18 protein-coding genes, 1 tRNA gene and 1 pseudogene are annotated in these 21,725 nt (G+C 74.7%); 7 read left to right on the forward strand and 13 right to left on the reverse strand.

The window, feature by feature from the left end:
- The coding region (locus AC5FZL_RS07045; protein WP_493617857.1) for a GNAT family N-acetyltransferase at positions 1 to 519 on the reverse strand (519 nt) is incomplete at its 3' end.
- A 345-nt stretch (positions 520 to 864) separates the two neighbouring features.
- On the opposite strand from AC5FZL_RS07045, the gene AC5FZL_RS07050 reads away from it, so the two are divergent.
- Genes AC5FZL_RS07050 through AC5FZL_RS07065 form a run of 4 tightly spaced genes read left to right on the forward strand, consistent with a single transcriptional unit; the run spans position 865 to position 5,056 of the window.
- A complete protein-coding gene (locus AC5FZL_RS07050; protein WP_493617858.1) occupies positions 865 to 2,271 on the forward strand; it encodes an ABC transporter permease subunit in 1,407 nt (468 codons plus the stop codon).
- 13 nt (positions 2,272 to 2,284) lie between these two features.
- Complete coding sequence (locus AC5FZL_RS07055) at positions 2,285 to 3,277, forward strand: branched-chain amino acid ABC transporter permease (RefSeq protein ID WP_493617859.1); 993 nt, start codon at positions 2,285 to 2,287, stop codon at positions 3,275 to 3,277.
- 22 nt (positions 3,278 to 3,299) lie between these two features.
- Positions 3,300 to 4,280 (forward strand): ABC transporter ATP-binding protein, encoded by a 981-nt coding sequence (locus tag AC5FZL_RS07060; protein ID WP_493617860.1) that lies wholly within the window; start codon positions 3,300 to 3,302, stop codon positions 4,278 to 4,280.
- A complete protein-coding gene (locus tag AC5FZL_RS07065; protein ID WP_493617861.1) occupies positions 4,277 to 5,056 on the forward strand; it encodes an ABC transporter ATP-binding protein in 780 nt (259 codons plus the stop codon). Before AC5FZL_RS07060 ends, AC5FZL_RS07065 begins: the two co-directional genes overlap by 4 nt.
- Before the next feature lie 122 nt (positions 5,057 to 5,178).
- On the opposite strand, the gene AC5FZL_RS07070 is transcribed toward AC5FZL_RS07065, so the two are convergent.
- Positions 5,179 to 6,456, reverse strand: a complete 1,278-nt coding sequence (locus tag AC5FZL_RS07070; protein WP_493617862.1) for an ABC transporter substrate-binding protein — start codon at positions 6,454 to 6,456, stop codon at positions 5,179 to 5,181.
- A gap of 145 nt (positions 6,457 to 6,601) precedes the next feature.
- Positions 6,602 to 7,213 carry an ANTAR domain-containing response regulator gene (locus AC5FZL_RS07075; protein WP_493617863.1) on the reverse strand — a complete coding sequence of 204 codons (612 nt, stop codon included), beginning with the start codon at positions 7,211 to 7,213 and terminating at the stop codon, positions 6,602 to 6,604.
- 40 nt (positions 7,214 to 7,253) lie between these two features.
- Between AC5FZL_RS07075 and AC5FZL_RS07080 the strand changes: the two genes are divergently transcribed.
- Positions 7,254 to 7,329, forward strand: a tRNA-Leu gene (locus AC5FZL_RS07080).
- A 131-nt stretch (positions 7,330 to 7,460) separates the two neighbouring features.
- On the opposite strand, the gene pyk is transcribed toward AC5FZL_RS07080, so the two are convergent.
- From pyk to AC5FZL_RS07100, 4 genes are all read right to left on the reverse strand, one after another.
- Positions 7,461 to 8,882 carry a pyruvate kinase gene (gene pyk, locus AC5FZL_RS07085; RefSeq protein ID WP_493617864.1) on the reverse strand — a complete coding sequence of 474 codons (1,422 nt, stop codon included), beginning with the start codon at positions 8,880 to 8,882 and terminating at the stop codon, positions 7,461 to 7,463.
- Positions 8,883 to 8,903: 21 nt separating this feature from the next.
- Entirely contained in the window at positions 8,904 to 10,376 is a 1,473-nt protein-coding gene (locus tag AC5FZL_RS07090; protein WP_493617865.1) for a glutamate synthase subunit beta, read from the reverse strand.
- On the reverse strand, positions 10,369 to 14,982 hold the full coding sequence (gene gltB / locus AC5FZL_RS07095; RefSeq protein ID WP_493617866.1) for a glutamate synthase large subunit: 4,614 nt from the start codon (positions 14,980 to 14,982) through the stop codon (positions 10,369 to 10,371). The genes AC5FZL_RS07090 and gltB overlap by 8 nt, the downstream gene beginning before the upstream one ends.
- 220 nt (positions 14,983 to 15,202) lie before the next feature.
- Positions 15,203 to 15,874, reverse strand: coding sequence for a CDP-alcohol phosphatidyltransferase family protein (locus AC5FZL_RS07100; protein ID WP_493617867.1), 672 nt, complete (start codon positions 15,872 to 15,874; stop codon positions 15,203 to 15,205).
- Between the two features lie 192 nt (positions 15,875 to 16,066).
- Here AC5FZL_RS07100 and AC5FZL_RS07105 point away from each other — a divergent pair.
- Positions 16,067 to 16,345, forward strand: a pseudogene (locus AC5FZL_RS07105) (hypothetical protein); the annotation flags it as partial.
- Here AC5FZL_RS07105 and lgt read toward each other — a convergent pair.
- The 4 genes from lgt to trpC are packed head-to-tail and all read right to left on the reverse strand — an operon-like array spanning position 16,295 to position 20,281.
- Positions 16,295 to 17,314, reverse strand: a complete 1,020-nt coding sequence (lgt, locus tag AC5FZL_RS07110; protein WP_493617868.1) for a prolipoprotein diacylglyceryl transferase — start codon at positions 17,312 to 17,314, stop codon at positions 16,295 to 16,297. The pseudogene AC5FZL_RS07105 and the gene lgt sit on opposite strands and share 51 nt — an antisense overlap.
- A complete protein-coding gene (trpA, locus tag AC5FZL_RS07115; RefSeq protein ID WP_493617869.1) occupies positions 17,311 to 18,147 on the reverse strand; it encodes a tryptophan synthase subunit alpha in 837 nt (278 codons plus the stop codon). Before trpA ends, lgt begins: the two co-directional genes overlap by 4 nt.
- On the reverse strand, positions 18,144 to 19,415 hold the full coding sequence (gene trpB, locus AC5FZL_RS07120; protein ID WP_493617874.1) for a tryptophan synthase subunit beta: 1,272 nt from the start codon (positions 19,413 to 19,415) through the stop codon (positions 18,144 to 18,146). The genes trpA and trpB overlap by 4 nt, the downstream gene beginning before the upstream one ends.
- 29 nt (positions 19,416 to 19,444) lie before the next feature.
- Positions 19,445 to 20,281 (reverse strand): indole-3-glycerol phosphate synthase TrpC, encoded by an 837-nt coding sequence (gene trpC / locus AC5FZL_RS07125; protein WP_493617870.1) that lies wholly within the window; start codon positions 20,279 to 20,281, stop codon positions 19,445 to 19,447.
- Positions 20,282 to 20,422: 141 nt separating this feature from the next.
- Here trpC and AC5FZL_RS07130 point away from each other — a divergent pair, with 141 nt between their 5' ends.
- The gene (locus AC5FZL_RS07130) at positions 20,423 to 20,992 is read left to right on the forward strand and encodes a DUF4190 domain-containing protein (protein ID WP_493617871.1); all 570 of its coding nucleotides are present in this window, start codon (positions 20,423 to 20,425) and stop codon (positions 20,990 to 20,992) included.
- Between the two features lie 80 nt (positions 20,993 to 21,072).
- Here AC5FZL_RS07130 and AC5FZL_RS07135 read toward each other — a convergent pair whose 3' ends face one another.
- Positions 21,073 to 21,375 carry an HGxxPAAW family protein gene (locus AC5FZL_RS07135; RefSeq protein WP_493617872.1) on the reverse strand — a complete coding sequence of 101 codons (303 nt, stop codon included), beginning with the start codon at positions 21,373 to 21,375 and terminating at the stop codon, positions 21,073 to 21,075.
- Positions 21,376 to 21,467: 92 nt separating this feature from the next.
- A partial coding sequence (locus AC5FZL_RS07140; RefSeq protein WP_493617873.1) for a Trp biosynthesis-associated membrane protein occupies positions 21,468 to 21,725 on the reverse strand: 258 nt, incomplete at its 5' end.

Here is a 21,725-nt window from a genome sequence, read left to right on the forward strand (position 1 = left end):
GATCCGCCGGCGCCCGTCGACGTGCGTGCCCGCCAGCCGCGCCCGCAGCCGCGAGACCGGGACGGCGCGCAGCGTCACCAGGGGGGCGAACCCCAGGCGGGCGAAGAAGCGCTGCAGGTCCCGCCCGCCCGGGGGCAGCACGCAGGCGACGTCCTCGGCGCCGTGGCGCTCCCCCGCGGCCACGGCCGCCGCCAGCAGCTGGCGGGCGACGCCGCGGTGGCGCCACGCGGGGCAGACGTAGAGCTGCTCGATGTGCACGGTGGTGCCGCCGGTGAGCACCATGAGGTCGGCCACCCGCAGCACCAGCGCCCCGACGGCGTCGTCGTCGACCAGCGCGAGGTGCACCTCGGTGCCCGCGCGGTCGAGCGCGGCGAGCAGGTGCTCGCGGCGGGTGTCGTCGTCGGGGTGCGCCGCGGGGCGGTCGAAGCCCTCGTCGCTGCGCGCGCGCACCGCCAGGTGGAGCAGGTGGTCGACGTCGGCGGCCGTGGCGCGGCGGACGTCGACCGATCGGCGAGTCATGGCAGCCGAGCTCCTCCCTGACCGGACCGCGGCGCCGCAGGGCTCCGACGCCGTGGCGAGCGTAGTGCCTGGCTGGGGCCCCAGCCCGGCAGGCCGCGCCCGGGACGCGCCCGGCGCGGCGCGCTCACGGGTGGTCACCGCCGGTCACCCGCGGGGGCCGGCGGGGCGGCCGGACGCCGCCGGGGGCCGCTGCAGGGTCACGGTCCGGTGACGGTGCGGCCCCGGGAGCACTGCGGGACGGCGTCGCCCGCGCCGCCGTCGCTATGCTCCGCCCCGCCGGTGACCTGCCGGAACGCCCGCCCGGCTGACCGGCCCGGCGCCCAGACGTCTCACGGAGGTGCCCGCGTGCGGAGAGCCGCCGCCACCGGGGTGGGGATCCTGCTCACCGCCCTGACCCTCGCCCTCGGCGCCCCCAGCGCCTCCGCCCAGGCGCCCGTGCTCGCCGCGTCGAGCGCGGCGACCGACGCGCCCAGCGCCTCCCCCACGGTGGGCGCGGAGTCGCCGGGCGCGCAGGCGAACCCCGAGCCCACGGCCGAGGCGGGCGACGTCCCGGCCGGCGAGGGCGAGCTCATCCGCGCCCGCGTGCGCACCGAGGACGGCACGGACGTCGCCGGAGCGCGGGTCACCGTCCTGCAGGACGACGAGCTGGTCGCCGACGGGACCACCGACGCCTCCGGCGCCGTCGAGCTGGTGGTGCCCGAGCCGGGCGCCTACGACGTGCAGCTGGACCTCGAGACCCTCGCCGGCGACGCCGCGGGGCTCCAGCCGCGCACCAACCCGATCGCCACCACGGTCGACGCGGGCAACCCGCGCGCGGTGGCCTTCCGCCTCGGCGCCGAGGCCGGCACCCAGGCCGGGGCCGACAGCGTCGGCGCGACCCAGGTGGCGCAGCTCGTGGCCAACGGCCTGCGCTTCGGCCTCATCGTCGCCATGGCCGCGATCGGCCTCTCCCTGATCTTCGGCACGACCGGCCTGACCAACTTCGCCCACAGCGAGCTGGTCACCTTCGGCGCGCTGGCGGCGTACTTCTTCAACACGGTCACCGGGCTGCACGTCATCGTCGCCGCCGTGCTGGCGGTCGCGGCCAGCGCCGCCTTCGGGTGGCTCAACGACCGCGCCCTGTGGCAGCCGCTGCGCCGGCGCGGCACCGGCCTGATCGCCATGATGATCGTCTCGATCGGCCTGTCGCTGTTCCTGCGCTACCTCTACCTCTACGTCTTCGGCGGCTCCTCGCGCACCTACCGGGAGTACCAGTCCCAGGCGGGCCTGGAGCTCTGGCTCGTGCGCCTGCGCCCGGTGGACCTCGTCTGCATGGCCATCTCGGTCGTCGTCCTGCTCGTCGTGGCGTGGGCCCTGGTCCGCACCCGGCTGGGCAAGGCCACCCGGGCCGTCTCGGACAACCCCGCGCTCGCCGCGGCCTCCGGCATCGACGTCGACCGGGTCATCCGCACCGTGTGGATCACCGGCGCGGCCCTGGCCGGCCTGGCCGGCGTCCTGCTCGGCCTCCAGCAGGGGCTGAACTACCAGATGGGCTTCCAGATCCTGCTGCTCGTCTTCGCCGCCGTGACCCTCGGCGGCCTCGGCACGGCCTTCGGCGCCCTCGTGGGCAGCCTCGTCGTCGGCATCTTCATCGAGGTCAGCACGCTCGTCGTGCCCACCGAGCTCAAGAACGTCGGCGCGCTGGTCATCCTGATCCTCATCCTGCTCGTCCGGCCCCAGGGGATCCTGGGGCGGGCGCAGCGGGTCGGCTGAGAGGAGCACCCCCGTGGACTGGGGAGCGATCTTCACCAACGCGGCGGTGTCCCTCATCGGGGTGCAGACCGTCATCTACGCCCTCGCGGGCATCGGGCTGAACGTGCAGTTCGGCTACGCGGGCCTGCTCAACTTCGGCCAGGCCGCCTTCGCCGCCATCGGCGCCTACGGCATCGCGACGATGGTCGCCATCGCCGGGCTGCCCCTGTGGTTCGGGCTCGTGGTCGGCGTCGTCGGTGCGGGGCTGTTCGCCCTCGTCCTCGGCGTGCCGACCCTGCGCCTGCGCGCGGACTACCTCGCGATCGCCACGATCGCCGCGGCCGAGATCGTGCGGCTGCTGCTGCGCTCGTCGAGCCTGCGCGAGTACACCGGCGGCTCCGGCGGCGTGAACGGCTTCTCCGGCGACTTCTACGACCTCAACCCGTTCGGCCCCGGCACCTACGGGTTCGGCCCGTGGCGCTTCAGCGAGCGGACGACCTGGCTGCTGCTCGTGGCCTGGGTGCTCATCGCGGTGTGCTGCCTGCTCGTGTGGCTGCTCATGCGCAGCCCCTGGGGCCGCGTGCTCAAGGGCATCCGCGAGGACGAGGACGCCGTCCGCTCGCTGGGCAAGAACGTCTACGCCTACAAGATGCAGGCGCTGGTGATCGGCGGCGTGATCGGCGCGCTCGCCGGCTTCGTCTCGGCCCTGTCCAGCGGCTCGGTGCAGGCCGACCTCTACGGGACGCCGCTGACGTTCTTCATCTACACCGTGCTCCTGCTCGGCGGCGCCGCGCGCGTCCTCGGCCCGGTCGTCGGCGCGATGATCTTCTGGGCCGTGCTGTCCCTCACCGACAACGTGCTGGCCCAGATGATCCAGGGCGGGTACATGCCGACCTGGCTGATGACCGACACGCAGGCCGGCCAGGTGCGCTTCATGCTCGTGGGCCTGGCGCTGATGCTGCTCATGATCTTCCGACCACAAGGGATCTTCGGAGACCGTAGGGAGCTGGCCATCGATGCCCGCTGATCGACCCGCAGGGGCCACCGCGATGTCCGCCGCGTCCGCCGACGCGCCGCGCAGGGCCGCGGCCGCCGCGGCGCTGCGCGACGTGCCGCGCGTCCCCGGCGCGCCCAAGCCCGACCCGATCCTCGTCGCCGACGGCGTGGTGCGGCGCTTCGGCGGCCTCACCGCGGTCGACGTCGCGCACGTGGAGGTGCAGCGGGGCGCCATCACGGCCCTGATCGGCCCCAACGGCGCCGGCAAGACGACGTTCTTCAACCTGCTCACCGGGTTCGACAAGCCCGACGAGGGCGACTGGACCTTCGACGGCCAGGCCCTGGGCGGCGTCCCCGCCCACAAGGTCGCCCGCCGGGGCATGGTGCGCACCTTCCAGCTCACCAAGGCCCTCTCGCGCCTGACCGTGCTGGAGAACATGCGCCTCGGCGCGGTCGGCCAGCGCGGCGAGAGCCTGCTGCGGGCCCTGGTCGCCCCGCTGTGGCGCGGCCAGGAGGAGGCCAACACCGAGCGGGCGCACGAGCTGCTCGGCCGGTTCAAGCTCGAGACCAAGGCCGACGACTTCGCCGGCAGCCTCTCCGGCGGCCAGCGCAAGCTCCTGGAGATGGCGCGCGCGCTCATGACCGGCCCCAAGATGGTCATGCTCGACGAGCCGATGGCGGGGGTGAACCCGGCGCTGACGCAGTCGCTGCTCGGCCACGTCAAGGACCTGCGCGAGCAGGGCATGACCGTCCTGTTCGTCGAGCACGACATGGACATGGTCCGCGACATCTCCGACTGGGTGATCGTCATGGCGCAGGGCCGGGTGGTGGCCGAGGGCACCCCGGACGACGTCATGGCCGACCCCGCCGTCATCGACGCCTACCTCGGCGGCCACCACGACGCGCCGCTGACGGCCGAGGACGAGGAGCGCCAGCTCGCCGAGGTCGACGCCGAGGTCGCGCAGGAGCTCGCCGCCGAGGACGGCGCCCAGCCCGGACACCACCACCACGGCCCCGAGGGGAGCGCGCGATGAGCGCCGCAGGAGCGTCCGAGGTCGGCGACCGCAGCCAGCACCTGACCGGAGCGGAGGGCGCGCTGCTGCGCGCCGACGCGCTGGTCGCCGGCTACTTCCCCGGCGTCAACATCCTCAACAGCGCCGACCTGTACTGCCGCGAGGGCGAGCTGGTCGGCATCATCGGCCCCAACGGCGCCGGGAAGTCGACCCTGCTCAAGGCGCTGTTCGGCCTCGTGAAGATCGGCTCGGGGCAGGTGACGCTGCGCGGGGAGGACATCACCGGCCTGCGCGCCAACCGCCTCGTGGCCAAGGGCGTCGGCTTCGTGCCGCAGACGAACAACGTCTTCCCGTCCCTGACCATCCAGGAGAACCTCGAGATGGGCCTGTACCAGGCGCCGTCGAGGTTCGCGGAGCGCTTCGCCTTCGTCACCGACCTCTTCCCCGCCCTCGGCCAGCGCCGGGCCCAGCGGGCCGGCTCCCTCTCCGGCGGTGAGCGGCAGATGGTCGCGATGGGCCGCGCCCTCATGATGGAGCCCTCGGTGCTGCTGCTCGACGAGCCCTCCGCGGGCCTGAGCCCGGCGATGCAGGACGAGGTCTTCCTGCGCACCCGGCAGATCAACCGGGCCGGCGTCTCGGTCGTCATGGTCGAGCAGAACGCCCGCCGGTGCCTGCAGATCTGCGACCGCGGCTACGTCCTCGACCAGGGCCGCAACGCCTACACCGGCACCGGCCGCGAGCTCGCGGACGACCCCAAGGTCACCGAGCTCTACCTCGGCACCCTCGCCAAGGCCTGACCCACCCGGCCGTCCCCGGCGCGCTCGCGGCCCCGGGCGCGCCGCGGGCCGGACAGCACAGGACCCCGGCAGCCTCGCGGCTGCCGGGGTCCTGTGCGTTCAGCGGGCCTCGCCCGAGCGGCTCAGAGGGAGCCGGCGCGGTAGTCGAGGTTGGTGTACTTGTTGTCGGCGCCGTACTGGTAGATGCCGATGGTGGCCTGCGTCGGGTCGCCGTTCTCGTCGAACTCGACCGGACCGGCGACGCCGTTGTAGTCGATGTCCTCACCCGCGGCGAGCAGGTCGCGGCACTCCGCGAAGGTCGTGCACGCCGTGCCGCCCCCGCTGACGTCCTCCATGGCCCCGGCGATCGCCGTGCCGCTGTCGTCCCCGGCCGCGATCGCGGACAGGGCGAGCAGGACGGTGGCGTCGTAGGACTCCGGCGCGTAGCTGAAGTCCTTCAGGCCCGGGTCCACGCCCAGCAGGCGGGTGCGGAACTCGTCGGTGGTCTCGGCGCCGGGCAGGGTGCCCTTGGCGCCCTCGAGGGTGCCGGGCTGGAAGTCGGCGCTGTAGTCGGCGAGGTTGCCGTCGACGAGGTACAGCGGCAGGTCCGCCGGGCCGATCCCCTGGTTGACGAGCTCGGGGACGATGCGCTTGGTCTCGTCGAAGCCGATGAGGACCAGCGCCTCGGCGCCCGCCGCCGCGACCTCGGAGACCTCGGCGGAGTAGTTGGAGGCGGCCGGGTCGTAGACCTGCTCGCTCACCACGCTGCCGCCACCGGCCTCGATGGAGGTCTTGACGTTCTCGAGCAGGCCCGCTCCGTAGTCGTCGTCGAGAGCCATCACGGCGACGTCCAGGGCGCCGTCGGCGATGATCTGGTCGCCGAGCACGCGGCCCTGCAGGACGTCGGACGGGGCGGTGCGGAAGTACAGCCCGCCGTCGTCGTAGTCGGTGAAGTCCGGCGAGGTGTTGGCCGGGGAGATCTGCAGGACGCCCGCGCCGGTGATCTTGTCGATGACGAGCTTGGACACCGAGGACGAGGCGGCGCCGATGATCGCGTCGACGTCCTCGCCCAGGAGGCGGTCCACGGACTGGGAGGCGATGTCGGTCTTGTCGTCGCCCGAGTCGGAGGTGACGTAGGCCACCGGCTGGTCGTTGACGCCGCCGGCGGCGTTGATCTCGTCGACGGCGAGCTGGACGCCGGCGAACTCGGGCGGGCCGAGGAAGGCGAGGCTGCCGGTCTGGGGCAGCAGGGAGCCGAGGGTCAGGACGCCGTCACCGGCCGCGGGGGCCTGCGACTCGGACGTCGAGGGCGACGACTCAGAGCCGGCGTCGCTGTCGCTGCCGCCGCCGCAGGCGGTGAGGGCGAGCCCGGCGATGCCGAGGACGGCGACCGAGCGCGCTGCACGCAGAGGTCGGGTCATGGGGACTCCTTCGGAGGACTCCGGCGCGGGGTTCCCCGCACCGTTGGTTGCGGGGAAAGTAGCGGCCCCCGCGCCGGCGCGGAGCCCTCGCGGCCCGGTCGTTGTGGACTCGTGACCTCCGTGTCCACCACGTGAGACGGGCTGCTCAGTCCCCGACCTGCTGCAGCACGGCGTCGGCCACCTCGCGCATCGTCAGGCGGCGGTCCATCGACGTCTTCTGGATCCAGCGGAACGCCTCGGGCTCGGACAGGCCCATCCGCGTCATCAGCAGGCCCTTGGCGCGGTCGACGCGCTTGCGCGTCTCGAAGCGCTCGGCGAGGTCGGAGACCTCCTCCTCCAGGTCGGTGATCTCCTGGAAGCGCGAGACGGCGATCTCGACCGCGGGCAGCAGGTCGGCCGACGTGAACGGCTTCACGACGTAGGCCATGGCGCCGGCGTCGCGGGCGCGGTCGACGAGCTCGCGCTGGGAGAACGCCGTGAGCAGCACGACCGGGGCCAGGCGGGCCCGCCCGATCCGCTCGGCCGCGCTGATGCCGTCGAGGACGGGCATCTTGACGTCCATGACGACGAGGTCGGGCTGCATCTCCTCGACGAGGCGCACCGCGCTCTCGCCGTCCCCGGCCTCGCCGACGACGTCGTAGCCGGCCTCCCGGAGGATCTCGACGATGTCGAGGCGGATGATCGCCTCGTCCTCCGCGACGACGACGCGCCGCCGGGGCGGCGCCGCCTCCTGGACGGCCTCAGGCTCCACGCTCACGCCGGTAGCCTACTGGGGCTCGGCCCCGTGCCGATGCGCCGCCCCGGTAGCCCAACGGCAGAGGCAGTCGCCTCAAAAGCGATCCAGTGTGGGTTCGAGTCCCACCCGGGGCACCACCCGGCCCGCAGGCGGCCCGCAGGCGGCCCGCAGGTGGTCGGCAGCAGGCCGGCGGCAGGCCGGCGGACGGCCTGGGAACGACGAGGCGGCCCCCCGCAGGTGCAGGGGGCCGCCTCGTCCGCTCGGTGCCTCAGGCGCTGGCGGCGTCGCCGATCTTGTGCACCCGGATGGCGTTGGTGGTCCCGGGGGTGCCCGGAGGCGCCCCGGCCACGATGACCACGGTGGCGCCCTCCTGCAGGCGGCCGATCTCGAGCAGCGAGGAGTCCACCTGGGCGACCATGTCGTCGGTGGTCTCCACGAACGGCACGAGGAACGCCTCGATCCCCCAGGTGAGCGCGAGCTGGTTGCGCGTGGAGGGCTCGGGGGTGAAGGCCAGCGTCGGGATGGCCGAGCGCAGCCGGCTCATCCGGCGCGCGGAGTCGCCGGAGACGGTGAAGGTCACCAGGTGGTCGGCGTCGATCATCTCGCCGATCTCCCGGGCCGCCCAGGTGACCGCACCGCCCTGGGTGTGCGGGGTGCTGCCCAGCGGGCGGATCCGGTCGAGGCCGTGCTCCTCGGTGTTGGCGATGATCCGGGCCATCACCTCCACCGAGCCGATGGCGAACTCGCCGACGCTGGTCTCGCCCGAGAGCATGAGCGCGTCGGCGCCGTCCAGGACGGCGTTGGCGACGTCCGAGGCCTCCGCGCGGGTCGGCCGCGGGGCGCTGATCATCGACTCGAGCATCTGCGTGGCGACGATGACCGGCTTGGCGTTGCGGCGGCACAGCTCGACGGCGCGCTTCTGCACCAGCGGCACCTGCTCGAGCGGCAGCTCGACGCCCAGGTCGCCGCGGGCCACCATGACGCCGTCGAACGCGGCGACGACGTCGCGCAGGTTCTCGACCGCCTGGGGCTTCTCGACCTTGGCCAGCACCGGGCGGTGCACGCCCTCCTCGGCCATGATCGCCCGCACGTCGTCGGCGTCGGCGCCGGAGCGCACGAAGGACAGGGCGATCCAGTCCACGCCCTGGGCCAGGGCCCAGCGGAGGTCCTCGGCGTCCTTCTCGGTCAGCGCCGGGACGCTGACCGCCACGCCGGGCAGGTTGATGCCCTTGTTGTTCGACACCGGGCCGGGGACGGTGCACTCGGTGAGCACGCGGGGGCCGTCGACCGACAGCACGGTCAGGCCGACCCGCCCGTCGTCGATGAGCAGCGGGTCGCCGGGAGCGACGTCGCCGGGCAGGCCCTTGTAGGTGGTCGAGCAGATCTCGGCGGTGCCGGGGACGTCCTCGGTGGTGATGGTGAACCGGTCCCCCACCTTCAGCTGGTGGGGGCCGTCGACGAACCGGCCGAGCCGGATCTTGGGCCCCTGCAGGTCGGCGAGGATGGCCACCGCCCGGCCGGTCTCGTCGCTGGCGCGACGGACGTTGGCGTAGGACTCGGCGTGGACCTCGTGGCTCCCGTGGCTGAGGTTCAGCCGGGCGACGTCCATCCCCGCCTCGACGAGAGCCTTGATCTGCTCGTAGGAGGAGGTCGCGGGTCCCAGGGTGCAGACGATCTTGGCGCGGCGCATGAGGGGAGCCTAGGCCCTGGGTCAGACGACCAGTGGCCGGGTGCTGGGGGTCAGCGGTGCGGGCAGCGTGCTGGGCCGTCCGGACAGGTAGGAGTCGACCGCCGCCGCCGCCGCCCGCCCCTCGGCGATGGCCCAGACGATGAGCGAGGCGCCGCGCCCGGCGTCGCCGGCCACGAACACCCCGGGGCGCGAGGACATCCAGCCCTCGTCGCGCACCAGGGCGCCGGAGCGCTCGCGCTCCAGGCCCAGCTGCTCGACCAGGGGCATCTCCTGCACGCCGCTGAAGCCCAGCGCGAGCAGCACCAGCTGGGCCGGCAGCTCGCGCTCCGTGCCCTCCACGACCTCGTACCGCCGCCCCTCGAGGCGCCTCACCTCGACCAGCCGCAGGCCCGCCACCGCCCCGGTCCCGTCGTCGACGAGCTCGGTGGTGCTGGCCGTGTACAGCCGCTCCCCGCCCTCCTCGTGGGCCGTGGAGGTGCGGAAGACCAGCGGGTAGGTCGGCCACGGCTGGGCGTCCGTGCGCTCCTCCGGCGGCTGCGGCCCGATCGCGAGCTGCGTCACCGACCGCGGGCCCTGGCGGTGGACGGTGCCCAGGCAGTCCGCGCCCGTGTCGCCGGCGCCGATGATGATGACGTCCTTGCCGGCGGCGCTGATCGGCTCCTCGCCGTCGGGCAGCGGCTGCCCGAGGGCCTCGCGGTTGCCCTGCGGCAGGTACTCCATCGCCTGGTGCACGCCGCGCAGCGAGCGCCCGGGCACGTCGAGCTCGCGGGGCTGCAGGGCCCCGACGGTGAGCACGACGGCGTCGTAGCGGTCGGCCAGGCGGGCGGCGTCCACGTCGACCCCGACGTCGACGCCGGTGCGGAAGCGGGTGCCCTCGGCCTCCATCTGCGCCACGCGGCGGTCGATGTGGCGCTTCTCCATCTTGTACTCGGGCACGCCGTAGCGCATGAGGCCGCCGATGGCGTCGTCGCGCTCGTAGACGGCCACGGTGTGGCCGGCGCGGGTGAGCTGCTGGGCGGCGGCCAGGCCGGCCGGCCCGGAGCCGATGACGGCCACGGTCTGCCCGGTGAGGCGGTCGGGCACCTGCGGGGTGACCCAGCCCTCCTCCCAGGCGCGGTCGGCGATGGCCTCCTCGACCTGCTTGATCGTCACCGCGTCCTGGTTGATCGCCAGGACGCAGGCGGCCTCGCAGGGGGCGGGGCACAGCTTCCCGGTGAACTCGGGGAAGTTGTTCGTCGAGTGCGCCTGCTCGACCGCCTCGCGCCAGTCGCCGCGGCGGGCGAGGTCGTTCCACTCCGGGATCGGGTTCCCCAGGGGGCAGCCGTTGTGGCAGAACGGGATGCCGCAGTCCATGCAGCGCCCGGCCTGGCGCCGCAGCACGTCCTCCTGCGGGCGCTCGTAGATCTCGCGCCAGTCCTGGATGCGCACCGGAACCGGCCGGCGCGGCGGCAGCTCCCGGGAGCGGACCTCCAGGAAGCCCTTGGGGTCAGCCACGGACAGCCTCCATGATCTCAGCCCAGACGGCCTCGCCGTCGGGGTCCTGCCCGGCCTGCTCGGCCCGGGCGCGCAGCTCGGTGACGCGGGCGTAGTCGCGCGGCACGAGCTTGCTGATCCGGGCCGCGACCGCCCCGGGGGTGTCGAGGAGGTCGCGGGCCACGGGCGAGCCGGTCTCCTGGGCGTGCCGCTCCAGCAGCGTGCTCACGAGCGCCGCGTCGGCCTCGTCGAGCCCGGAGACGACGAGCTCCCCGGACGCCGCCGCGGCCGCGTTGACCCGGGCGGGGTCGAGGTCGAGCACGTAGGCGGTGCCGCCGGACATGCCGGCCCCCACGTTGCGCCCGGTCGGGCCGAGCACGAGCACGGTGCCGCCGGTCATGTACTCGCAGCCGTGGTCGCCCACGCCCTCGACGACGATCGTCGCTCCGGAGTTGCGGACGGCGAAGCGCTCGCCGACCCGCCCCCGCAGGAACAGCTCCCCCGAGGTCGCGCCGTAGCCGATCGTGTTGCCGGCGATGACGTTCTCCTCGGCGGCGAAGGCCGAGGCCTCGGCGGGCCGCACGACGACGCGGCCGCCGGACAGGCCCTTGCCGACGTAGTCGTTGGCGTCGCCGACCAGCCGCAGGGTGACGCCCGCGGGCAGGAACGCCCCGAAGGACTGGCCCGCCGAGCCGGTGAGGGTGACGTCGATCGTGCCGTCGGGCAGGCCCTGGGGCCCGAACCGCGCCGTCACCTCGTGGCCGAGCATGGTGCCGACCGTGCGGTTGACGTTGCGGACCGGCAGGTGCACCTCGACGCGCTCGCCGGAGTCCAGCGCCGCGTGCGCCATGGCGATGATCTGGTGGTCCAGCGCCTTCTCCAGGCCGTGGTCCTGGCCGGAGGTCTGGCGCAGCGAGGCGCCCTCGGGCACGTCGACCGCGTGCAGCAGCGGCGCCAGGTCGAGCCCGGAGGCCTTCCAGTGCTCCACCGCGGCCCGGGTGTCGAGGACCTCGACCCGCCCGATCGCCTCGTCCAGGCTGCGGAAGCCCAGCGCGGCGAGGTGCTCGCGGACCTCCTCCGCCAGGTACTCGAAGAAGGTGACGACGAACTCCGGCTTCCCGGTGAACCGGGCGCGCAGCTCGGGGTTCTGCGTGGCCACCCCGACGGGGCAGGTGTCGAGCTGGCAGACCCGCATCATGATGCAGCCCGAGACGACCAGCGGGGCCGTGGAGAAGCCGAACTCCTCCGCGCCGAGCAGGGCCGCCACGACGACGTCGCGCCCGGTCTTGAGCTGGCCGTCGACCTGCACGCTGATCCGGTCGCGCAGGCCGTTGAGCAGCAGGGTCTGCTGCGTCTCGGCCAGCCCGACCTCCCACGGCGCGCCGGCGTGCTTGAGCGAGGTCAGCGGCGCCGCCCCGGTGCCGCCGTCGTGCCCGGAGACGAGGACGACGTCGGCGTGGGCCTTGCTCACCCCGGCCGCGACCGTGCCCACGCCGACCTCGGCCACGAGCTTGACGTGCACGCGCGCGGCGGGGTTGGCGTTCTTGAGGTCGTGGATGAGCTGGGCGAGGTCCTCGATGGAGTAGATGTCGTGGTGCGGCGGCGGGGAGATCAGGCCCACGCCGGGCGTGGAGTGCCGGGTCCGCGCGATCGCCGGGTAGACCTTCGGGCCGGGCAGCTGGCCGCCCTCGCCGGGCTTGGCGCCCTGGGCCATCTTGATCTGGATGTCCGTGGCGCTGGAGAGGTAGGCGCTCGTGACGCCGAACCGCCCCGACGCCACCTGCTTGGTCCTGCTGTTGCGCTCCGGGTCGCCCAGGCGCTCGACGTCCTCGCCGCCCTCGCCGCTGTTGGACCGGCCACCGAGCCGGTTCATGGCGATCGCCAGCGTCTCGTGGGCCTCGGCGGAGATGGAGCCGTAGCTCATCGCCCCGGTGGCGAAGCGCTTGACGATCTCGCTGACCGGCTCGACCTCCTCCAGCGGCACCGGCTCGCGCAGGCCCTCCTTGAAGGTGAAGAGCCCTCGCAGGGTCATCAGGCGCTGCGCCTGGTCGTCGACCTTGGCCGTGTACTGGCGGAAGACGTCGTAGCGCCGGGCGCGGGTGGCGTGCTGGAGGCGGAAGACCGTCTCGGGGTCGAACAGGTGCGGCTCGCCCTCGCGGCGCCACTGGTACTCCCCGCCCACGTCCAGGCGGCGGTGGGCCAGCTGGACGCCCTCCGGTGGGTAGGCCCGGGCGTGCCGCATGGCGACCTCGGCGGCGACGACGTCGAGCCCGACGCCGCCGAGCTGGGTCGTGGTGCCGGTGAACCAGCGGTCGACGAGCTCCTGCGAGAGGCCGATCGCCTCGAAGACCTGGGCCCCGCGGTAGGAGGCCACGGTGGAGATGCCCATCTTCGACATCACCTTGAGCACGCCCTTGCCGAGCGCCTTGATGAGCCGGCGCACGGCCTCGGCGGGCTCGACGCCGGTGAGGACGCCGTTGCGCACGAGGTCCTCGACGGACTCCATCGCCAGGTAGGGGTTGACGGCCGCGGCGCCGTAGCCGACGAGCAGCGCGACGTGGTGGACCTCGCGCACGTCGCCGGCCTCGACGACGAGGCCGACCTGGGTGCGGGTCTTCTCGCGGATGAGGTGGTGGTGCACGGCGCTGGTCAGCAGCAGCGAGGGGATCGGCGCCCAGACGGCGTCGGAGTCGCGGTCGGACAGGACGACGAAGCGCGCCCCGCCGGCGATCGCCGCGGAGACCTCCGCGCAGATCTCGCGCAGGCGGCGGTCGAGCTCCTCCCCGCCGCCGGCGACCCGGTACAGGCCCTTGACCGAGACGGTCGCGAAGCCGGGCAGGTTCCCGTCGCGGTTGATGTGCGTGATCTTCGCGAGCTCGTCGTTGTCGATCACCGGGAAGGGCAGCCGCAGCTGGCGGCAGTGCGCGGGGGTGGCCGAGAGGATGTTGGACTCCGGGCCCATCTCCACGGCCAGGCTGGTGACGACCTCCTCGCGGATGGCGTCCAGCGGCGGGTTCGTCACCTGGGCGAAGAGCTGGGTGAAGTAGTCGAAGAGCAGGCGCGGGCGCTGCGAGAGCACCGCGATCGGGGTGTCGGTGCCCATCGAGCCGACCGGCTCGGCCCCGGCGCGCGCCATCGGCGCGAGCAGCACCCGCATCTCCTCCTCGGTGTAGCCGAACGCCTGCTGGCGCCGGGTGACCGAGGAGTGGGTGTGCAGGACGTGCTCGCGCTCGGGCAGGTCCTCGAGGCGGACCAGTCCTGCGTGCAGCCACTCCTGGTACGGGTGCTCGGCGGCCAGGGCGCCCTTGACCTCGTCGTCGCCGACGATCCGCCCGGGCCGGCCCTCGCTGCCGGTGTCGACGAGGAACATCCGGCCGGGCTGCAGCCGGCCCTTGCGCACCACGCGCGAGGGCTCGATGTCGAGGACGCCGACCTCGCTGGCGAGGACGACGAGGCCGTCGTCGGTGACCCAGTAGCGGGAGGGGCGCAGCCCGTTGCGGTCCAGCACGGCGCCGACCTGGCGGCCGTCGCTGAAGGTCACGCAGGCGGGCCCGTCCCAGGGCTCCATGAAGCTGGCGTGGAACTCGTAGAAGGCCCGGCGGGCCGGGTCCATCTCGGTGTGGTTCTCCCACGCCTCGGGGATCATCATCAGCACCGCGTGGGGCAGCGTGCGCCCGGTCAGGTGCAGCAGCTCGAGCACCTCGTCGAAGGACGCCGAGTCGCTGGCGCCGGGGGTGCAGATGGGGAACAGCCGGTCGAGGTCGCCCGGGATGAGGTCGGTGGCCAGCTGCGACTCGCGGGCCCGCATCCAGTTCCGGTTGCCGCGGACGGTGTTGATCTCGCCGTTGTGCGCGATGTAGCGGAACGGGTGCGCCAGCGGCCAGGACGGGAAGGTGTTGGTCGAGAAGCGCGAGTGCACGACCGCGAGCTGGGTGGCCATCCGCCGGTCGGACAGGTCGGCGAAGAACGGCTCGAGCTGACCGGTGGTGAGCATGCCCTTGTAGACCAGGGTCCGCGCGGACAGCGAGGCGAAGTAGACCTCCACCTCCCGCTCGACCCGCTTGCGCAGGACGAACGCGAGGCGGTCGAGCTCGAGGCCGCTGACGCCGGCCCGCTCGCCGGCGCCGGCCACGACGAGGTGGCGGAAGCGGGGCATGCAGGCGCGGGCGGAGCTGCCCACGAGGTCGGCGGCGACCGGGACGTCGCGCCAGCCGAGGACGGCGAGGCCCTCCTCGGCGGCGATCGCGGCGATCCGCTCGCGGGCGGCGTCCTCGGCGGCGTCGTCGTCGGGCAGGAAGCCCAGGCCCACCGCGTAGGCGCCGGCCTCGGGCAGCTCGGCGCCGGTGCCCGACTGCTCGGCCCACACGGCGCGCAGGAACGCGTCGGGGACCTGCAGGAGGATGCCGGCGCCGTCACCGGTGTCGACCTCCGCGCCCACCGCGCCGCGGTGGTCGAGGTTGCGCAGGGCGGTCAGGGCGTGGTCGACGATGTCGCGCCCGGCGGTGCCGCGCATGGTCGCGACGAAGGCGACGCCGCAGGCGTCGTGCTCGCGCGAGGCGTCGTACAGGCCCTGGGCAGCGGGGGTGGTGGAGAAGCGCTGCAGAGCGGGGGCGGTCGGCTGGACCATGGGCACCGTCCTCAAGGCACGCACCGCGCGAGCGGGCGGTGCCGGGTGGTCGACGTGGCGGTCGGCGTGGCGGAGGGGTGGAGCGTCGATCGGGGGCTGGGACCTCCGGCGCGGGACGACGGCGGCCCGGCTCGTTGCACGAAGCCTAGCACCGCAGAGGGGGCGCGCCGGGACGCGCCAGCCGCACGGGCGTCTCAGATGCTGGACGCCAGTTCCCGCATCATGGGACGGAGACGGGCGGGGCCACCCAGCCCGGCGCGACCGCGGCGCAGCCGGGCCCCGGCGCCGGCAGGGCCCGCACGAGGAGCACCAGGCTGGCGGCCTTCACGGCCAGCATGACGACGAGGAACGCCACCGCCAGCGCCGGCTGGGGCCACAGGACGACGAGGACGACGACCCCGGCCGTGTTGACCACCTTGGCCGGCGGCCACCAGTTGAGCCGGTGGACCAGCGGGTGGACGCGGTCGACGTAGTTGCACGACAGCAGCGGCCAGGCCAGCCAGAGCAGCGACAGGACGCCGTCCACGACGGCGAACTCGACGACGTACAGGGCCACCGGGCCCTGCACCGCGGGGTGCAGCACCGCCCACGGCACCCAGAACGCCAGCGAGCAGACGCGGTCGGTGACGACGTCGAGCGCCGCGCCCTGCCGGGTCTCCTGGCCCAGGCGCCGGGCCAGCGCGCCGTCGGCCACGTCGCCGACCCAGTAGCTGAGCAGGCCGGCCACGAGCAGCGCGGGGCTGTGCGCCAGGGCGCCGGCCACGGCCAGGGCCACGCACAGCAGCGTGCGGGCGGCCGTGACGAGGTTGGGCGCCGTGGCCCACGGCTCGGCCCAGCCGTGCCAGCAGCCGTGGTGGCCGCACGCCGGGGCCGGGGAGCGCCACTGGAGCACCGGTGCACCTGCCCTTCCGCCGGAGCCTCCGGCCGCGAGAGTCTGGCACGCCGGCGCCGCCGACGAGGGCGGCTGTGGTGGAGTGGCGGGGTGCAGAGCGTCCTGGCCACCTTCGGGGTGTGCCTGCTGTCGGCGCTGGTGCCCGTCGTCAACGCCGAGGTGGCGCTGGTGGCGGTCGCCCTCGTCAGCCCCGTGCCCCCGCTGGTCCTGGCCCTCGTCGCGGGCCTGGGCCAGATGGTCGGCAAGATGCTCTTCTACCTGCTGGGCCGCGACGCCCTCGACCCGGAGCGCTGGCGCCGGTGGCGGCGCGAGGGCACGGCCACCGGCCGGTGGGCCACCTGGACCGCGCGGGTGCGCGAGTGGGCCGAGCGGCACACCTGGGGCCCGGCGGCGCTGACCGGGGTCAGCGCCCTGACGGGGCTACCGCCCTTCGCGGTGGTCAGCGTGCTCGCCGGCACCCTGCGCATGCGCTGGTGGGTCTTCGCCGGGGTGGGCTTCGCGGGCCGCAGCACCCGCTTCCTGCTCGTGCTGCTCGCCCCCGGCCTGCTCCCCGCGGAGTGGCTGGCCCGCGTCGGCCTCGGCTGACGCCCCCGCGGCGCCGGCCACGACGAGCACCTCGGCCTCGCGCTCGCGGTGCCGCCGACGGCTGACGACGAACCCGACCACGCCGAGCAGGCCGACGAGGATCGAGGTCCAGACGTTGAGGCGCAGCCCCAGCACGTGCTCGGCCGGGTCGATCCGCAGCGCCTCGATCCACCCGCGCCCGAGCGTGTACAGGACGACGTAGGCCCAGAACACCTGGCCGTGGCCCAGGCGCCAGCGCCGGTCGGCCCAGAGGAGGACGAGCGCGCAGCCGACGTTCCACAGCAGCTCGTAGAGGAACGTCGGGTGGTAGGTGGCCGCGTCGGCGAACCCGGCCGGGCGGTGCGCGGCGTCGATGGCCAGCGCCCACGGCAGGTCGGTGGGCGAGCCGAAGAGCTCCTGGTTGAACCAGTTGCCCAGCCGCCCGACGGCCTGGGCCAGCAGCAGCCCCGGCGCCAGGGCGTCGGCGAAGGCGGGGAAGCTCATCCCCGAGCGGCGGCAGCCCAGCCACGCCCCGACGGCGCCCAGGGCGACGGCGCCCCAGATGCCGAGCCCGCCGCGCCAGATGTACAGCGCGAGGACCGGGTCGCCGCCGGGGCCGAAGTAGGCGTCCGGGGAGGAGACCACGTGGTAGAGCCGGCCGCCGACGATGCCGAACGGCACCGCCCACAGGGCCACGTCGGCGACCTGGCCGGGCAGGCCGCCGCGGGCCCGCCAGCGCCGGTCGGTCAGCCACACGGCGACGGCGATGCCGGCGAGGATGCACAGGGCGTAGGCGCGCAGCGGCACCGGCCCGAGGTGCCAGACGCCCTGCGAGGGGCTGGGGATGGCCGTGACGACGCTCGTGAGGACGCTCACGCTCCGGCACCCCCCGCGCGCCCGGAGGCCACCCCGGCGGCGAGCTCGCCCGCCAGGCGGCCGACCGCGGCCGGGCCGCCGTCGCCGAGGGCGCGCACGAGGGCCGAGCCGACGATGACGCCGTCGGCGTAGGCGGCGACCTGCGCGGCCTGCTCCGGGGTGGAGACGCCCAGGCCCACGCACACCCGCTCGGCGCCGGCCTCGCGGGTGCGGGCCACGAGCGCCTGCGCGCCCGCACCGACCTGCGCCCGCACCCCCGTGACGCCCATCGTGGAGGCGGCGTAGACCCAGCCCCGGCAGGCCTGCGCGGTGGAGGCCAGGCGGGCGGGGGTGGAGGACGGCGCGACGAGGAAGACCCGCTCGAGGCCGTGCGCGTCGCTCGCGGCGATCCACTCCCCCGCCTCGTCCGGCACGAGGTCGGGGGTGATGAGGCCCGCGCCGCCGGCGGAGGCGAGGTCGCGGGCGAAGGCGTCGACGCCGTAGCGCAGCACCGGCGCCCAGTAGCTCATGACGAGCACGGCCGCGCCGGTGGCGGCGGCGTCCTCGACGGTCCGCAGCACGTCGCGGGTGCGCACACCCCCGCGCAGCGCCTCGTCGGCGGCGGCCTGGATGACCGGCCCGTCCATCACCGGGTCGCTGTAGGGCAGGCCCAGCTCGACGACGTCCACGCCGCCGTCGACCATCGCGCAGACGGCGTCGACCGCCCCGGCCAGCGTGGGGTACCCGGCGGGCAGGTAGCCGACCAGCGCCGCGCGGCCCTGGGCGCGCACGGCGTCCAGCACGCCGGCGCTGGAGGTGGTGGCCGTGCTCGCCGGGGTGGGGGTGCCGCTCACCAGCCGCTCCCCTCGGTCTCGGAGGCCGGACCGGCGACGCGCGCCTTCTCGGACTCCACGAGCTCGGCGTCGCTGACGAGGTCGAACCACTGCGCGGCGGTGTCGACGTCCTTGTCGCCGCGCCCGGAGAGGTTGACGAGCACCACGCCGTCCGGGCCGAGGCGCCGGCCCTCGCGCAGCGCGCCGGCCAGGGCGTGGGCGCTCTCGATCGCCGGGATGATCCCCTCGGTGCGGCAGAGCAGCTTGAACGCCTCCATCGCCTCGGCGTCGCCGACCGGCTCGTAGCGCGCGCGTCCGGTGGCGGCCAGGAAGGCGTGCTCAGGACCCACGCCGGGGTAGTCCAGCCCGGCGGAGATGGAGTGGCTCTCGACGGTCTGGCCGTCCTCGTCCTGGAGCACGAAGGAGCGCGAGCCGTGCAGGACGCCGGGGGCGCCGCCGGTGATGGCCGCGGCGTGCCGCCCGGTCTCCACGCCGTCGCCGGCGGCCTCGAGGCCGAGCAGCGCCACGTCGGCGTCCTCGAGGAAGGCGTGGAAGATGCCGATCGCGTTGGAGCCGCCCCCCACGCAGGCGCAGACCACGTCGGGCAGCCGGCCGACGAGGTCGAGCACCTGCTGGCGCGCCTCGACGCCGATCACCCGGTGGAAGTCGCGGACCATGACCGGGAACGGGTGCGGACCGGCCACGGTGCCGAGGATGTAGTGGGTCTCGTCGACGTTGGCGACCCAGTCGCGCAGCGCCTCGTTGAGGGCGTCCTTGAGGGTGCGCGAGCCGGCGGTGACCGGCACGACCTCGGCGCCGAGCAGGCGCATCCGGGCGACGTTGAGGGCCTGGCGCCGGGTGTCCTCCTCGCCCATGTAGACCACGCACTCGAGGCCGAACAGCGCCGCGGCGGTGGCCGTGGCGACGCCGTGCTGGCCCGCGCCGGTCTCGGCGATCACCCGGGTCTTGCCCATGCGCCTCGTGAGCAGCGCCTGGCCGAGCACGTTGTTGATCTTGTGCGAGCCGGTGTGGTTGAGGTCCTCGCGCTTGAGCAGCACCCGCGCTCCCCCGGCGTGCTCGGCGAAGCGCCGCACCTCGGTGAGGATGCTCGGGCGGCCGGTGTAGCTGCGCTGCAGCTCCTCCAGCTCGGCGAGGAAGGCCGGGTCGGCCATCGCCGACGCGTAGGCCGCCTCGAGCTCCTCGAGCGCGGCCACGAGGGCCTCGGGCACGAAGCGCCCGCCGAAGTCTCCGAAGTACGGGCCGCGCTCGCCGACGAGCTCGCCGAGCACGTCGCCGCGGCGGTGGCCCGCGGCAGCGGTCACGACCGCCCCCCGCGGGAGAGGGCGCGCAGCGAGGGGTGGGTGCCGGCGGCGACGAGGTCGGCGACCGCGGTGCGCGGGTCGCGCCCGGTGACGAGCGCCTCGCCCACGAGGACGGCGTCCGCCCCGGCGCGGGCGTGCTCGACGACGTCGCGGGCGTCGCGGACGCCGGACTCCGCCACCCGCACCACGGCGTCGGGGATGTGCGGGGCGCACCGGGCGAAGACGTCGCGGTGCACCTCCAGGGTCTTGAGGTCGCGGGCGTTGACCCCGATCACCTGGGCGCCGGCGGCGACCGCCCGCTCGACCTCCTCGACGTCGTGCGCCTCGACCAGGGCCGTCATGCCGAGGGAGTGCACGCGCTCGACGAGGGAGACCAGCGCCTCCTGCTCCAGGGCCGCCACGATGAGCAGCACCAGGTCGGCGCCCGCGGCGCGGGCCTCCCAGACCTGGTAGGCGGAGACCACGAAGTCCTTGCGCAGCACCGGGACGTCGACCGCGGCGCGCACCGCGCGCAGGTCGTCGAGGGTGCCGCCGAAGCGGCGCTGCTCGGTGAGCACGCTGATCACGCTCGCGCCGCCCGCCTCGTACTCGCGGGCGAGGGCGGCCGGGTCGGTGATCGGGGCCAGGTCACCGCGGCTCGGGCTCGAGCGCTTGACCTCCGCGATCACCGTCACCTGGCCGCGGTCGTCGCCGGCCGGGCGCAGCGCCTCCAGGGCCCCGCGGGCGGAGGGCGCCCGGCGGGCGGCCTCCTTCACCTCGTCCAGCCCCGTGCGGGCCTGGCGCTCGGCGAGGTCGGCGCGCACGCCGACGAGGATGTCGTCCAGGACGGTCACGCAGCAGCTCCTCGCTCCAGGGACCCGGTGGCCCCCCGCCTGGACGATCGTAGTCGGCGGCAGGGGGGTGCTGGTGCGCCGCGGTCGGTAGCGTGGCAGCGGCAGAGATCGCCACCGCAGGCACGACACCGAGGAGCAGCCGTGAGCACCCCCCAGGACCCCTACGCCTCCGGACCGGGCGACCAGCCGCACACCGGGAGCAGCCCCCAGCCGCCGTCCTACGGCTCCGCGCCGCAGTCCCCCTACACCGGCGGCTCCGCGCCGCAGTCCCCCTACACCGGCGGCCCCGCGCAGGGCGGCTACGGCCCGGGCCAGGGCGGCTACGGCCAGGGCGGCGGGTTCGACCAGAGCAGCGGGTACGGCCAGTCGCCGCAGCCGCGCAACGGCCTCGGGGTGACCGCCCTCGTCCTGGGCATCATCGCCCTGCTGTTCTGCTGGACCGTCATCGCCGGCGTCCTGGCCATCGTCGGCCTCGTGCTCGGGATCATCGGCATGGGCCGGGCCCGGCGCGGCCAGGCCACCAACCGCGGCGTCGCGCTGGCCGGGACGATCATCTCCGCGCTCGCGCTGCTGGCCTCGATCGCGTTCGCGGTGCTCTACGTGACCCTCGGCGTCGGCTTCTACCAGGACAACGAGGAGTGCTTCGAGCCCGGCCTGAGCCAGTCCGAGAGCCAGCAGTGCCTCGAGGAGAACGCCGGCGTCACCGGCTGAGCCCCTCGACGCGCGAACGGGAGGAGGGCGCGGCACCCGCTCGGGTGCCGCGCCCTCCTCGCGCCCGGGTGGGGCAGCGACTAGCGGGAGCCGTCGCGGCCGCGCTCGCCGCTCGGGTCCGAGCTGGCGTGGCCGGCCGAGCCCTTGGACCGCTTGCCCAGGAAGAGGCCCACCAGGCCGCCGATCGGCATGATGACGATCCCGACGACGACCAGCCACGGGACCGGGATGATCATCGCGATGGCGGCGACGAGGGAGCCCAGGAGCACGATCCCGACGCCCGTCCAGGCCGCGACGCTGTGGCCGTGGCTCTCGACGTGCCCCTCGACCTCCTTCTTGCGCGCCTCGACGGCCTCGTCGGTGGTCGGTGCGTGGTGGCTCATCTCGCTCCTGCTCGGGCTCTGGTCGGGCTCTGGTCGGGCTCTGGTCGGCCGGGGTGTCGCGGGGACTCGTGGTCCCATCATGCCGGGCGGGCTCAGCGCCCGCCCGGTCCGGTCGTCGGGTCGTCGCCGCGGCTGAGGTCGTCCCACAGGGCGGCGCGCGAGGCCGGTCCCGAGGGAGGTCGCGCAGCGGGCGCGGCGCCGGGGGTGCCGGCCGCTGCGCCGCTCGCGGTGCTGCTCGCGGTGCTGCTCGCGGTGCCGGCGGCGGCCGGGGCCTCGAACCGGGCCGTGGTGGCCCAGCGCCGGCCGCGCACCAGCACCAGCACCCCGACCGCCACGAGGCCCAGGGCCGG

The sequence above is a fragment of the Quadrisphaera sp. DVD1 genome (assembly GCF_058932755.1).